At 59.9% G+C, this 14686-nt stretch carries 13 protein-coding genes; 12 read left to right on the top strand and 1 reads right to left on the bottom strand.

Features of this window, described 5'->3' with window-relative positions; all coding sequences use genetic code 11:
- Window positions 1-13: 13 nt before the first annotated feature.
- The 12 genes from BTJ49_RS05700 (at window position 14) to BTJ49_RS05645 (ending at window position 12830) form a co-directional block, all read left to right on the top strand.
- The gene (locus tag BTJ49_RS05700) at window positions 14-2089 is read left to right on the top strand and encodes a glycoside hydrolase family 99-like domain-containing protein (protein WP_113064389.1); all 2076 of its coding nucleotides are present in this window, start codon (window positions 14-16) and stop codon (window positions 2087-2089) included.
- A 116-nt stretch (window positions 2090-2205) separates the two neighbouring features.
- Window positions 2206-2952, top strand: coding sequence for an electron transfer flavoprotein subunit beta/FixA family protein (locus BTJ49_RS05695; protein WP_113064388.1), 747 nt, complete (start codon window positions 2206-2208; stop codon window positions 2950-2952).
- A gap of 88 nt (window positions 2953-3040) precedes the next feature.
- A complete protein-coding gene (locus BTJ49_RS05690) occupies window positions 3041-3985 on the top strand; it encodes an electron transfer flavoprotein subunit alpha/FixB family protein (protein ID WP_113064387.1) in 945 nt (314 codons plus the stop codon).
- A 179-nt stretch (window positions 3986-4164) separates the two neighbouring features.
- Window positions 4165-6111: an acetoacetate--CoA ligase gene (locus BTJ49_RS05685; RefSeq protein ID WP_113064573.1), complete on the top strand. Its 1947-nt coding sequence runs from the start codon at window positions 4165-4167 to the stop codon at window positions 6109-6111.
- Window positions 6112-6118: 7 nt separating this feature from the next.
- Complete coding sequence (locus BTJ49_RS05680; RefSeq protein ID WP_206098371.1) at window positions 6119-6841, top strand: WbqC family protein; 723 nt, start codon at window positions 6119-6121, stop codon at window positions 6839-6841.
- The gene (locus BTJ49_RS05675; RefSeq protein WP_113064386.1) at window positions 6838-7767 is read left to right on the top strand and encodes a glycosyltransferase family 2 protein; all 930 of its coding nucleotides are present in this window, start codon (window positions 6838-6840) and stop codon (window positions 7765-7767) included. The genes BTJ49_RS05680 and BTJ49_RS05675 overlap by 4 nt, the downstream gene beginning before the upstream one ends.
- Window positions 7764-8903: a sulfotransferase gene (locus tag BTJ49_RS05670; protein WP_113064385.1), complete on the top strand. Its 1140-nt coding sequence runs from the start codon at window positions 7764-7766 to the stop codon at window positions 8901-8903. Before BTJ49_RS05675 ends, BTJ49_RS05670 begins: the two co-directional genes overlap by 4 nt.
- Before the next feature lie 8 nt (window positions 8904-8911).
- Window positions 8912-9295, top strand: coding sequence for a hypothetical protein (locus BTJ49_RS05665; protein WP_146742285.1), 384 nt, complete (start codon window positions 8912-8914; stop codon window positions 9293-9295).
- A complete protein-coding gene (locus BTJ49_RS05660) occupies window positions 9273-9809 on the top strand; it encodes an acyltransferase (RefSeq protein WP_113064383.1) in 537 nt (178 codons plus the stop codon). The genes BTJ49_RS05665 and BTJ49_RS05660 overlap by 23 nt, the downstream gene beginning before the upstream one ends.
- The gene (locus BTJ49_RS05655) at window positions 9806-10114 is read left to right on the top strand and encodes an SMR family transporter (RefSeq protein ID WP_168184676.1); all 309 of its coding nucleotides are present in this window, start codon (window positions 9806-9808) and stop codon (window positions 10112-10114) included. Before BTJ49_RS05660 ends, BTJ49_RS05655 begins: the two co-directional genes overlap by 4 nt.
- Before the next feature lie 12 nt (window positions 10115-10126).
- On the top strand, window positions 10127-11260 hold the full coding sequence (gene rffA, locus BTJ49_RS05650; protein WP_113064381.1) for a dTDP-4-amino-4,6-dideoxygalactose transaminase: 1134 nt from the start codon (window positions 10127-10129) through the stop codon (window positions 11258-11260).
- A gap of 34 nt (window positions 11261-11294) precedes the next feature.
- On the top strand, window positions 11295-12830 hold the full coding sequence (locus BTJ49_RS05645; protein ID WP_113064380.1) for a hypothetical protein: 1536 nt from the start codon (window positions 11295-11297) through the stop codon (window positions 12828-12830).
- Between the two features lie 18 nt (window positions 12831-12848).
- Here BTJ49_RS05645 and BTJ49_RS05640 read toward each other — a convergent pair whose 3' ends face one another.
- Window positions 12849-14609 (bottom strand): LTA synthase family protein, encoded by a 1761-nt coding sequence (locus tag BTJ49_RS05640; protein WP_146742284.1) that lies wholly within the window; start codon window positions 14607-14609, stop codon window positions 12849-12851.
- Between the last annotated feature and the right edge of the window lie 77 nt (window positions 14610-14686).

Below are 14686 nucleotides of genomic sequence, written 5' to 3'. Positions count from 1 at the left end.
GTACAATTACGCGATGAAGAGTTCTTTCCTCCGCGACGCCCTGTTCCACACGCTGCGCTTCGGCTTTCGCCTGCTTCCGCTTCGTGAAGCCACGCGCGACCGATGGAGGCAACGCTTTCTCGACCGTCATGCGCAACTCGTACCGGACGGCCCGCGCGGACATTGGACGATCCACGAGTCTCCGTCGCGGGGCATTCCACGCCATCGCGCCGGTGAGCCGGCGATCGGCAGCACTCCTCATCGCAAAGGTGCATTGCCGACCCCCTTGCCCGCGACCTTGGTGGCTTTCTATCTGCCTCAATTCCATCCGATTCCGGAAAACGATGCCTGGTGGGGCGAGGGTTTCACCGAATGGCGCAACGTGACCCGCGCCATGCCGCAGTTCGAAGGTCATGCGCAACCACGACTGCCGAGCGCGCTGGGCTTTTACGATCTGCGCATCAAGGACGTGATGCGCAAGCAGATGCAACTGGCCCGTGAATACGGCATCGGCGCATTCTGCTTCTATCACTACTGGTTTGCGGGCAAGCAACTGCTGCAGGCGCCCGCCGAACAATGGCTTTCGGACCCATCGCTGGACCTGCCCATCTGCCTTTGCTGGGCCAACGAAAACTGGTCGCGCCGCTGGGATGGCCGCGCCGACGACATTCTGATCGCCCAGGATCACAGCCCTGAAGACGATCTCGCTTTCATCGCACACGTCGCCCCCTATCTACGCGACCCACGTTACCTGCGCGTTGATGGCAAACCGCTACTTCTGGTCTACCGCGCCGGTCTGCTCCCCGATGCCGCCACCACTGCGAAGCGCTGGCGCGAGTGGTGCCACACACATGACATCGGTGACATCACGCTGGCCTGCGTGCAAGGGTTCGAGCGCCTCGATCCGCGCAGTATCGGATTCGATGCCGCCGTCGAATTTCCACCCAACATGGCCACGCCGACCAACATCACCGCGCAACAGCGCCTGATCAATCCCGATTACCACGGCCAGGTCTTGGACTGGCGCGAACTGGCCCGTGAAGTCAGCACGCGCCCGATGCCGGACTACACGCTGTTCCCTGGCGTCAATCCCGCCTGGGACAACGAGCCGCGACGCAGTGGCCGCGGGCGCGTTTACGCGCACGCTTCACCGCGCGGCTATCGCGACTGGCTCGAACAGACCATTACGCAGCGCGCATCGAAACTGCCTGCGCCGCAGCGCCTGGTCTTCATCAATGCCTGGAACGAATGGGCCGAGGGTGCGGTGCTGGAACCCGACATGCGTCTTGATCACGCCTGGCTGGATGCCACACGAGATGCCTTGCAACGCGCGTCTGGCATCACACCAGGCACCCGCGTCCGCCCCTGCGTGATCATCCACGCCTGGTACCCGGAGCTTCTCGATGAAATCGTCGCCGCGCTGCGCGCCAGCGACTTGGATTGGCGCATCATCATCACGACCGCATACGAACGCGAGGTCACCGTAAACAAACGGGTCGCAGCATTGAAGCTGGACTGCGAAGTTCACGCCTTCCCTAATCACGGCCGAGACATCCTGCCCTTCCTGCAGGTGGCCGACCGTTTGCTCAACGAAGGTGCCGACACCGTATTGAAACTGCACACCAAACGCTCGACCCACCGAAACGATGGGGATACCTGGCGCAAAGAGCTGCTCGACCGCCTGCTTGCCGCGCACCGGGCAAGGGCCATTTATGATGCATTCGCCCATGATAGCGGACTCGGACTGGTTGCCGCCGAAGGGCACGTACAACCGCTGCACTATTTCTGGGGTGCAAACCAGGACACCGTGCATTATCTGTGCACGCGCCTGGGATTGTCCATGCCGGACACCGAACGAGACCATTTCGTGGCAGGCAGCATGCTCTGGTTGCGGCTTCGCGCTATACGCCCCTTACTGGACGCTCATCTCGGCCCTTGGGAATTCGAAGCCGAAGCCGGACAGGTCGACGGCACCTTGGCTCACGCAATTGAACGAATATTCACCCTGTCATCGCGTGCTGAAGGTCTGCGCCTGGAAACCGCAGCTTCCATCTGCGGCGAACCTGACACTGCCATCCCTACTTATCCGTACGCCCGCCGAGATCATTAACCGCACGACATGAAGCCCGGTTCAGGCTTCCCCGCCACTCGGGTTAGAATAAGCGTTTGAATTCACGGTGCCCGCATACGCAGGCCCTCGAACCCGAGATATCGAAGGAATCGCTGATGAAGATCCTGGTCGGCTACAAGCGTGTTGTGGACTACAACGTACGCGTGCAGGTCAAGCCGGACGGCTCCGGCGTCGCCACCGACGGCGTCAAGCTGTCGGCCAACCCGTTCGACGACATCGCGCTGGAAGAAGCGCTGCGCCTGCGCGAGAAAGGCGTGGCGGAAGAAGTCGTGATCGTCGGCATCGGTCCAGCGGATCTCACCGCACACCTGCGCAATGGCCTCGCGATGGGTGCCAACCGCGCCATCCACGTCACCACCGACGGCGCACCGCAGCCGCTGACGGCCGCGCGCACCTTCCTCAAGCTGATTGAGAAGGAATCGCCGGACCTGGTGATCCTCGGCAAGCAGGCCATCGACGACGATGCCAACCAGACCGGCCAGATGCTGGCCGCGCTGTGGGGGCGTCCGCAGGCCACTTTCGCCAGCGAGTTGGCCATCGCCGACGGCAAGGCCACGGTGACCCGCGAGGTCGACGCCGGCCTGGAGACCATCGAGGCCGAGCTGCCCGCCGTGGTCACCACCGACCTGCGCCTCAACGAGCCGCGCTTCATCAAGCTGCCGGACATCATGAAGGCCAAGTCCAAGCCCATCGACGTGATCGAGTTCGACAGCCTCGGCGTGGACAGCGGCGACCACCTGAAGACCACGAACTATGCCCCGCCGCCGAAGCGCAGCAAGGGCGAGATGGTCGAAGACGCCGCCGGACTGGTGGCCGCCCTGAAGCAGAAAGGCCTGCTGTAACCGCACACTGATCCCGCTTCACCGCGGGCCGGCCGCGCATCGCGCCGCCTGCGGAACGAAGCCTCACGAGACACGAAGGACAATCATCATGAGCAAGATCCTGGTCATCGCCGAACATCTCGACGGCACGCTCAACGGCGCCACCGCGCGCGTGGTCAGCGCCGCGTCCGCCGTCGGCGCCGAAGCCATCGACGTGCTGGTCCTGGGCGACGCGCCCGACGCCGTGGCCGCCAAAGCCGCCAAGATCGAAGGCGTCAGTCGCGTGCTGACCGTGGCCCGCGCCGAGAACGCGCACATGCTGGCCGCCACCGCCGCACCGCAGATCGCCAAGGCTTCCGAGGGCTACAGCCACGTGTTCGGCCCGTCCACCACCACCGGCAAGGACCTGATGCCGCGCGTCGCCGCGCTGCTGGGCGTGGCCCAGGTCAGCGACGTCATGACCGTCGAGAGCAGCCACGTCTTCACGCGCCCGATCTACGCCGGCAATGCCATCGTCACCGTCGAAGCCCCGGCCGACCAGACCGTGGTCGCCACCATCCGCTCGGCCTCGTGGAAGGCCGCCGCCAGCGGCGACAGTGCTGCGCCGGTCGAAGCGCTGGAGCTGGACGCCGAGCTGCCGACGCACACCCGCTTCGTCGAACTCAAGCAGGACAAGAGCGACCGCCCCGACCTGCAGAGCGCCCCGCGCGTGATCTCCGGCGGCCGCGGCGTCGGCTCGAAGGAGAACTTCGATGTCATCTACAAGCTGGCCGACAAGATGAACGCCGCCGTCGGTGCCTCGCGCGCCGCGGTCGACGCCGGCTACGTGCCCAACGACATGCAGGTCGGCCAGACCGGCAAGATCATCGCACCGGAGCTGTACATGGCCTTCGGCATCTCCGGCGCCATCCAGCACCTGACCGGCATCAAGGACGCCGGCACCATCGTCGCCATCAACAAGGACGCCGACGCGCCGATCTTCGAGATCGCCGATATCGGCCTGGTCGGCGATCTGTTCAAGATCATTCCGGAAATCGAAGCGGCGCTGGGCTGAACGTTCAGCCCGGGCACTTGCGGGCCGCCGCGTTCTCGCGGCGGCCTTTTGTCATTCCTACTCAGGGCGTTGCGTGGATCGCGAACGCCATTGAGACTTTCGGGTTATCGCTGCCGAAGGCCCCAACTGTTATCTTGTGCGATTGGGGCCGCACGAACGTGAACGAGGATGTCCGCTTGATGAACCTGCCTATCTGGGAACCCAGCCAGGACCGCATCGACCGCGCCAACATGAACCGCTTCGTGCGATTCGTGCGCGAACAGACCGGCAACGAGGACATCCAGCGCTATGCACCGCTGTACGACTTCTCGATTCGCTCACCGGAGAAGTTCTGGCCACTGGTCTGGGAATTCTGCGGCATCCGTGCCAGCGGACAGTTCGAGCCGGTACTGGAAAACCCGGAACAGATGCCGGGTGCAAAATTCTACCCCAATGTGAAGCTCAACTTCGCGCAGAACCTGCTGCGCTTCCGCGATGACAAGCCGGCGCTGATCTTCCGCAACGAATGGGGTCACAAGCGCGAATACACCTACGCCGAATTGCATGTCGAGGTCGCGCGCGTCGCGCAGGCCCTGAAGCAGCTCGGCGTGACCGTGGGCGACCGTGTGGCCGGTTTCCTGCCGAACATGCCGGAAACCGTGATCGCCATGCTGGCAACCGCCTCGTTGGGCGCGGCGTGGTCATCGTGCTCTCCGGACTTCGGTATCAACGGCGTCGTCGACCGCTTCGGCCAGATCGAGCCCAAAGTGCTGTTCTGCGCTGATGCCTATCCCTACGGCGGCAAGTCCTTCGGCTGCCTGGACAAGGTCCGCGGCGTGCTCGAGAAGATCACCTCGATCGAGAAGCTGGTGGTCATTCCCTACAGCGGCGAGCCGTTGCAGCTGGACGATCTTCGCGACGCCATGTCCTGGCCCGACTTCGCCGGCGACGACGAACCCACGCTGGAATTCGTGCCCACCGACTTCAACCATCCGCTGTACGTGATGTACTCGTCCGGCACCACCGGCGTGCCCAAGTGCATCGTGCACGGCGCGGGCGGCACCCTACTTCAGCACCTGAAAGAACTGGTCCTGCACACCGACCTCAAGCGCGAGGACCGCATCTTCTACTACACCACCTGCGGCTGGATGATGTGGAACTGGCTGGTCTCCAGCCTCGCCGTGGGCGCCGCCGTCGTGCTCTACGATGGTTCACCGTCTCATCCCGATGGCAACGCGCTGTGGGATCTCGCCGACGAAGTCGGCATCAGCGTATTCGGCACCAGCGCGAAATGGATCGCCGCCATCGAGAAGGCCGGCGTCAAGCCACGCGAGACGCACAAGCTGACCGCACTCAAGACAATTCTTTCCACGGGCTCGCCGCTGGCACCGGAAAGCTTCGACTACGTCTACCGCGATGTGAAGGAGCGTGTGCTGCTGGCCTCCATCTCCGGCGGCACCGACATCGTTTCCTGTTTCGCCCTGGGCAACCCGTTGCTGCCGGTCTATCGCGGCGAGCTGCAGTGCCGTGGCCTGGGCATGGCCGTGGAGGCCCTGGACGACGACGGCCATCCGGTGCGCGGCGAACCCGGCGAACTGTCGTGCCTGAAGCCCTTTCCGTCGATGCCGATCGGCTTCTGGAATGATCCGGACGGAGAAAAATACCGCAAGGCCTACTTCGACAAGTTCCCGAACGTGTGGAGCCATGGCGATTTCGTCGAAATCACCTCGCACAATGGCGTGATCATCTATGGCCGCTCCGACGCCACCCTGAATCCGGGCGGCGTGCGCATCGGCACCGCCGAGATCTACCGCCAGGTCGAACAGATCGACGAAGTGCTGGACTGCGTCGCCGTCGGCCAGAAGTGGGAGGACGACGAGCGTGTGATCCTGTTCGTGCGCCTGCGCGAAGGTCTCGCGCTTGATGACGAGCTCCGCCAGCGCATCCGCAAGCAGATCCGCGCCAACACGACGCCACGGCACGTGCCGGCGAAGATTATTCAGATCGAAGACATTCCACGCACGATCTCTGGCAAAATTAGTGAAATCGCTGTCCGTGAAACCATTCACGGACGCCCGGTGAAGAACACGGACGCACTAGCCAACCCCGAAGCCTTGGCCGCATACAAAGGCATCGATCTGTCCTGAAGTCAGCATGCTCCAACGCACAATGAAGAAACTCGCGATACTCCAATCCAACTATCTCCCATGGAAAGGCTTTTTCGATCTCATCGCCGGAGTCGACGAGGTGGTGATTTTCGACTGTGTGCAGTACACCAAGCAGGACTGGCGCAACCGGAATCAGATCAAGACCCAGAGCGGACTCACCTGGCTGACCATTCCCGTGAAATCAGGAGCTCACGACAGACCGATCGATGAGGTCGAAATCGCCGACACGAAGGCTGTCCGCAAACACTGGAATCTCATCCAGAACAGCTACGGCAAGGCGCCGTGCTTCGACAGCGTCAAGAGCATCTACCAGCCGATCCTGCAATCGGCCAAGGCGGGGCAACTACTCACGCATCTCAATGTCGAACTGCTCAAGAAAACCTGCGACTTCCTCGGCATCAACACCGCATTCAGCGACTCGCGCGATTTCGAGATTGTTGACGACAAGAACATGCGCCTGATCGAGATATGCAGACAGGCCGGGGCCAATCATTACCTGGTTGGCCCTGCAGCGAAGTCGTACATCGACGAGGAGCTGTTCGCTCGTCACGGCATTGACGTGGAATGGATGGATTACGACGGCTACCCGGAATATGAGCAGTCCCACCCGCCTTTCACTCACTATGTAAGCATAGTAGACCTGATTGCTCATACTGGAGTGCAGGCGCCGAATCATATGCTTCGCACTCGCACGGAGCTTGCGCAATGACTGGGCTTTCCATCGTTGTCCCCGTCTACAAGAGCGGGCCAGGCCTGCGCGAACTTCACACGCGCATCGTTGCCGCACTCGACTCGTTGACGGCCGACTGGGAACTCATTCTGATCGACGACGCGAGCAATGATGGCACCTTCTCGAAAATGCAGGACCTTCGCAACCTAGATCCGCGCGTCAAGACCATCCGCTTCGCCAAGAACATGGGGCAACACCACGCGACGCTGTGCGGCCTCCAGAAATCCAAGGGAAATGTCGTCGTGACCATTGACGATGATCTTCAGCATCGCCCCGAAGACATACCCAAACTCCTGCATAAGCTCGAGGAAGGTTTCGACCTTGTCATCGGCAAGATTTCGAACACCAAGAAGCACCATGGCCTGCGGAATTTCGGCAGCAGGTTGGTACAGAAAATGACTGAACGAGTGGTGGGAAAGCCTCCGCACCTAGGACTCACCAGTTTCCGCGCGATGTCCCGACGCGCAGCCGATTCCATCGCCACGTACCGCGGCACGCAAACCTATCTCCCCGCACTGATGTTCGGTTCGGTACCACCCGATCTCATCGCGAACGTGGACATCGAACACGCAGAGCGAGCTTATGGATCCAGCAACTACACGCCAGCCAAACTCATCGGGCTGGCTTCCTTCCTCCTGATAAATCATTCCTACATCCCCCTGCGTGCAGTCACCGCGTGGGGCATCATGCTGAGCATCGCTTCCTTCCTTTATGCGCTGTGGATTCTCGCCCATGCGTTGATCTTCGGCTCCAGCGCAATCGGTTGGCCGTCCCTCGCCGTGCTCGTAGCATTCCTTTCGGGCAACATTCTTCTTTGCATGGGGATACTCGGCGAGTACATCGGTCGTTTGGTCGAGGAAAGCGCTCATTCCCGCCAGTTCCCCATACTGGAGGATGAGTCTTGAAGGCGGCTGGCCAGATTTTCGTCACTGGCATGCTTCGATCCGGAACCAGCCTTCTGCAGACGGTACTCACCAATCACCCCGAAGTTTTTGTGGTCTACCAGCCGTTCCATCAGCTTTATGTGGACGTCAAAGCGTACTTCCTGCAAACAAAGGGCATCGAACGTCCACTACCGCTTGGTGACGGCACCGATGGGGCGGTGAACGAAGACAAACAGTTCTTCGACTGGTTGCGAGAAACCAGATTCGATCGTGGACAGGCGGAACGCCTGATCCGACGAAGCGTGATCGGTAAAGGAGGAAGTTGCCGCACGCTATCCGAAGAGCTTCCCGTCATCAGCGGCACCTTCCACGAGTTGCTCGAATGCCTGTATGGCGCGCTTGCCAGGCACTTCGGCAGGTCCTCGGCGCACTGGCTAGGCAGCAAAGAGGTTCTGTGCGAAGAGTACATCCCGTACCTGATCCGACGTCAGACGCGATGCCTGCTCATCGTGCGCGACCCGAGGGCTGTCATCGCATCTGCGAACAGCGGCCGTTATCGTGACATCGTTGGCGATTGCTACCCGACCCTGATGCTCGCACGTATCTGGCGCAAGAGCGTGGCGTATGCTCTTTCCTTGGGCGCATCGCCGCATGTCCAAGTCGTGAGATACGAAGACTTAACGCAATCGACCGCGCAGACGCTGGACACGATCTCGCGATTCCTGGATGTGACGCCTTTCGCCACCGATGCACTGAAGGGGCCGCTGCTCGACCATGCCGGCGCGCCCTGGCTCGGCAATTCCTCATTCGGGGACAAGAAGGCCATCGATGCGCAATCGACTTCCGCATGGTCCGCCCACCTTCCCGACTCGATGATCGATTTGATCGAGGCGCTCTGCTACCCGGAAATGCTGGCCCTGGGCTACGAGCCGCAACTCGCGCCTGGCGCTTGTGCTCACGTGATCGAGACCGCGCAAGAAGATACGCAAAGCATGCGCGCCAGCTACCTGAACGACTATTCGCTCAACGACATCGAACGTGGTCGTGAACTTGCCCGGTGGGGCGCGATTTTGGCGGCCAAGACATCTGACTGCTCTCACGGCTTGAATGTGCTTGATGGCGTTCAGAGCAAACTGATCGCCGCCATGCACGCCTGACCGCAGCCATGTCCGAACGACCAAACTCCATTTCCCACTTGCTCACCCTCACGATGCTCAATGTGGCACTGCAGGTCACCAGTGCGATCCTCGTGAAGACAGCCACGTTGCCCGCACGAATCGGGCTGCTGAGCCTGCTCATCGTCGGAGTCGTCCTGATACTGAACTTCGGGAGATTCATCCTGTGGCAAGCCATTCACAAGCGATACGACCTCAGCGTGGCGTATCCTGCTTCAGCGCTTTTTTTTCCATGTGTAGTAATCGCTTCGTACTTTTTCGGTGAACAAATCGATGCGATGAAAGTATGCGGCGCAGCACTGGTCACGGTCGGCGTGGCTCTTCTTATGCTACAAGCCCGGAATCGACTACATGAAGCCGAAAAACTGGCATAGAAAGCTGCTTCTTAATCACACGTACCTCTACGCCCTGAATGCATTTCACTGGATTGCGGGACTGATGCCTGAGCCCATGCGCGGATGGTTGTTCCGCCTTGTCCTGAAGCGCATGGGAAAGGGCGTTTATCTTGACGCCCGCGTGTACTTCAAATTCCCCCGCCGCATCGAGATCGGGAATTTCGTCAGTATCAATCGTGGTTGCGAATTTTACCCAAGCCATTTCGGTAAGAGCGTCATCCGTATCGGATCCAACGTCCGCATCGGCCCAGGCGTTCGTTTCTTTGGGGCTGGCCACGACATTGACTCCGCGACATTCGACGATCTTGGTGGAGACATCCGCGTAGGCGACAACTGTTGGATAGGGGGAAATGCCACGCTACTTGCAGGCGTCGAAGTCGGCGAAGGCGCGGTAATTGCGGCAGGCTCGGTAGTGACATGCGATGTTCCGCCGCACGTAGTTGTCGGTGGCGTGCCCGCCAAAGTATTGCGCTCCAGGCAGCCGACGCCATGAACGCCGTGCTTTCCCTGGCGATAGCCATCTGCGCGACTACGCTCGGCCAGATCTGCTTCAAGTACTACGCTCTTTACAGGCGGAGGATCATGCTGCTCTCGGCCATTGCGCTGTTCGGCGCCATTCCGCTGTTCACGTTTTTTGCAGTCCGGGGACTCGGACTCGGTACGGTATACATCAGCACAGGATTATCTTATGTGCTGGTCGCTTTGTTCGGAAAAATCCTGCTGAAGGAAAAAGTGAGCGCAGGTCATGCCCTGGCGCTTGCGCTCATAGTAACCGGCTGCATACTTTATGGAATCTGATAGGTCACTTCGATGAAGATCCCTTTTAACAAGCCCTACATGACCGGCAAGGAAGTCGAGCTGATCAAGCAGGCTCATCTCAACGCACACCTCGCAGGCGATGGCGCCTTCACGAAGCAATGCAATCAGTGGCTTGAGCACATCACCGGTTGCGGAAAATCACTCTTGACGCATTCCTGCACGGCCGCCCTGGAAATGTCAGCGCTCTTGCTGGATCTGAAACCGGGCGACGAAGTCATCATGCCTTCGTTCACCTTCGTTTCCACCGCCAACGCATTTGTTCTGCGCGGCGCAATTCCGGTATTCGTGGACATCCGACCCGATACCCTGAATATCGACGAAAACCTGATCGAAGCCGCCATCACACCGCGCACACGAGCCATCTGCGTCGTGCATTACGCCGGCGTGGGCTGTGAAATGGACGCGATCATGAGGATCGCCGAACAGCATGGTCTGATGGTTGTCGAAGATGCCGCACAAGGCATCTTCTCGAGCTACAAGGGCCGTCCACTGGGAAGTATCGGCCAGTTGGGCGCGCTGAGCTTCCACGAGACCAAGAACATCATTTCCGGCGAGGGCGGTGCGCTGCTGATCAACGACATGCAATACGCCGAGCGTGCCGAGATCATCCGCGAGAAGGGCACAAATCGAAGCAAGTTTTTCCGCGGGCAGGTCGACAAGTACACGTGGGTGGATGTCGGATCTTCCTACCTGCCCGGAGAGATCATTGCAGCCTTTCTTGCCGCGCAACTCGAGGAGGGCGAATCCATCAATCAACGACGACTGTCACTCTGGAATCGCTATCACGACTGGGCCAAACCGCTGGAATTAAGCGAACTCCTTCGACGCCCCGTCATTCCGGAAGAATGCACCCACAACGCACACATGTATTACATGCTTCTGCCCGATGCGGATCGCAGAAACCGTTTCATCGAAGGCCTCAGGACGCATGAGATAGGTTCGGTATTCCACTACATACCTCTGCATTCTTCACCTGCTGGCGTGCGTCATTGCCGCACAGCCGGTTCCATGCGCGTGACAAACGACGTCAGCGAACGTTTGGTTCGCATGCCCATGTGGATCGGGCTGGACGAACACTTGCCCTACATTTTCGAGATTGCCGAGCCGCTCCTTCGGAACGCTTGAACGATGCCGTGACGTGCCCCGCACAGGAACTTCGATGCCCCATCTCCTCAACCGCGAATTCATGATCGAACGGCCATACCGCAGCATGCGCCGTTGCTATACAGCCATCCTTGAGGCTCCGGACTCGCTTGCCTGGCTCATCTTCGCGGCTGTCGCGGCGAATACGCTCGCCTATATCGTGATGTTCAGCAACCCCGTCATTCGCTCCGACGCGTGGTACTTCCTTGACGTCTTCGTCCGCAAAGCCCTGGACGGAACGCTTCGCCTAGGCGACTTTTTCGTGCAACGCGGCGGGATGGATCATGCACAGCCTTTACGCAAACTCATCCTCCTGATCGACCTGCGTTACTTCAATCTCGACTTCCGTTACGAGGCGCTGGCGGGCTGGTCGGCCGCCCTCGTATCGTTGCTGATTCTTCGCAGACTGATTTTTTGGCACGATGATCCGGATAAGCCCTTCCGTGGCATGCGCGTCTGGCTCTGGGCAGGTCTCTGTGTCTCGTTTGTATCGCTGAACAGTACGGACATCTGGGGATGGCCGCTTGTCACTGGAAGCTACACATCATACGCCCTGCTTTTCGCAACGCTTCTTGGCCTGTGGCGATGGTTGGCCTTGGGACGAGCGAACGTACTCATCCTCTCCGCACTGGCATTCGATCTGGCAGCAGATGATACGGCCATGTTGGTAAATATCGCCTGCCTGCTGGCACTGGGCATCACCGCTTGGCAAAACCCATCGATGCGCATGCGCGTACTCAAGGGCGCTGCCATGCTGGCCGGCTGCTTCATCGTTGTCCGCATCGGATATGCGCTGGTATTCACGCCCCCCCAAGGATTCCACATGGCCTTTGGCAAGCGCTTGGGGAACCTCTGGACGTACTTCCTGGATGGCGGCTGGTGGCAATGGGTGATCATCCCGCTGGCCTCCTCAGTGGGATATGTTCTCCCACTCAAGTACTTCGTCGGCGAGCACGCACGCGCGCTGCAGATCGTGGTCGGCTTCGGCCTGCTTCTGGCGCACGGCTGGTTCTGGTGGCGCGTACTGTGGAAGCGCCCCCCCATGTCCGCTCCAGCCTTTGCGGCCATCGTGCTGATGCTGGTTTTCTACGCACTCATCGCCGGCATCGTCTACGGACGGGTATCGATCTTCGGCAATGCCTATCTGAATCAACCCAGATACGTGCTTGCGTACAGCTTCAACACGGTGGCGCTGCTGCTCATGTGTGCATCGTGCGACTGGAGCCGTGCTTCGATCGTGGGAACCCTACACAGATCCGCTGCAGTCGCACTGATGGTTCTGTTCATCGCCTGGCAGGTCCCGTTGTCTCGTCTTGCATGGCAGGCCGGTCCGTACGTCAAAGCCTATCAGCAAAAGATGGCGAGCCAGCTTGGAGAGATGGCTCGCCATCCAGGAGAAAAACCGCAGCACTGTGCGCCAGAGCTCGTGGTGTGTGGTTATTCCAAGGCCAAACGAGCGGAGCTGGTGCTCCTGCTGAAGACCCATCAGCTCAATGTTTTTTCACCCCGAGTGCAGAGAGCGACACGACTCGACCCCGACGCCCCGAGATGACAAGCACTTCTTCCAGCGTTATTGCACGGACTTGGAGCAATCGCCCTGTTCCGCATTGATGCGGTGCTTGCAGCTGACCTCCATGCGCGCGGCATTGAAGGCTACCTTGTCGAGATGCGAGCCCTTCTTCACATACTGACCGCCCGAAGCCTCGCGCACGGCTCCATCGATCGCGAGATAGCCATCTTCTGGAAGGCCGATGGTATCGAATAGCAGCGAAGGCACCTCGAAGGCGTGCAAATCCAATTTCCGGGATGGCATGGGCCGATTGGAAACAATCATGTAACGCGTGTGCTGGAAACCGTGCGTCTTGCCATTATCGAATCCCAGTTGCCTGAACGCATGCGACAGCGCGGGCAGGTGATCCCCGTAGAAGAGCAATACCGTCCACCGCTTGCGCTGCATCAGCTTGGCTGCAAAATCGCCAAGCGCCTGATCGCCGTTTTCCAGATGACTGATGTAGTAACGCATCTCCATCAGCCCTTTCCCTGAAAGACCCGCTGGCAGGTCCGCCTTCGTCACCGGGTGGTCCAGGCCGCTCACCTCGTTGGCCCAGGGCCCATGATTCTCCATGGTGATGGCCATCACCAACTGTGGTGAAGAACCCGCATGCTGCAGGTAGTTCAACACCCGACCGAACAGCGCGCGATCAGATACGTGCGCCCCGGCACGCGGCGCATGTTTGAAATCCGGAAGAAAATGGGTCGCCTCGAAACCAATCGACGGCATCACGGTGTTTCGATTCCAGAAGCTTCCCTTGAACGGGTGGTATAGCGTTGTCTGATATCCGAACTTCCGCAGGCGTTGCGGTACCGTCGGCATCCAGTGCTGGGCCAGCCCGTAATACGGGTAGGACACCGATGGAAACGCCATCATCGGATAGCCGCTCAGTACTTCGAACTCCGTGCGGATCGTGCCTCCACCGTAGGCCGGGGTACCCAACTCTCCCGTGATACCGGTGGCCGCCAGGCGCTCGAAGTTCGGATCATACTGGCCATCCTGCACCTTGTTCATGATTCCCGGCTCGAAGAATGCCTCGCTCTGCACGATCACGATGTCGGGCAACTCCGTGGGAAGCGTGCGATTCATGCGTGTCTTGATGAGACCCTCATGTTGCTGCACGAATGCGTCGACTAGCCCCTTGTCGGACTTCGGTACTTCGACCTTCTTTTCCTGCGTCAGCCGCACCATGCCCAGCATGAGTCCGTTACGCTGCACGCTGGTCGCCGGATCCCACAGCGCGAACTTAACCACACGATTATTGCCGTATGCTGCTGCCCAGGGCTCCACCCCCTGATAGACGCAATAGTTCAGCGCAAGCGCCACCACCAGCACAGGCACACGCACGCGCCATCCTCGAGCCCCCTGACGCTCCATGCGCCAGAGAAGCCAGCAGATCGCGATGAATGCCAGCAAGCCGATTACCAGCAAGGCGATCGAACCCGCGTACTGCGAGAACAAGTCCAGGTTTCGGAACAATTGACCAATCAGCACGGCATCGCCCGGCATCAACGGCGCATTCATGTTCTGCAGTTTGATGGCACTCACGATGTACAGAACCAGCGCGATGGTGCCACCGACCCATAAAGAGAACAGCGCTCGCCCACTGAGTGCATAGATCACGAACAAGCCCAGCATGACGGGCAGCGCATTGAGCAGCAACAGCCCAATACTGAAATGCACACGTAGAGCCGGTTCCATCACAGCAACCAGTGCAATGGAAAAAAACGGAATGAGAAGAAACCAGAGCGCTTCTGAAGCGCGGATTATTTTGCGCACGACGGCAGATTCCGAGGTCGATGAATAACGCCGGACAAGACTGCCTCGGCCCCCACACAAATCCCCTGGCTGAGGTT

The organism is Oleiagrimonas sp. MCCC 1A03011, from assembly GCF_003267965.1.
GTDB classification, from domain to species: Bacteria; Pseudomonadota; Gammaproteobacteria; order Xanthomonadales; family Rhodanobacteraceae; genus Oleiagrimonas; species Oleiagrimonas citrea.
This window is presented reverse-complemented; position numbering and strand designations above follow the sequence as displayed.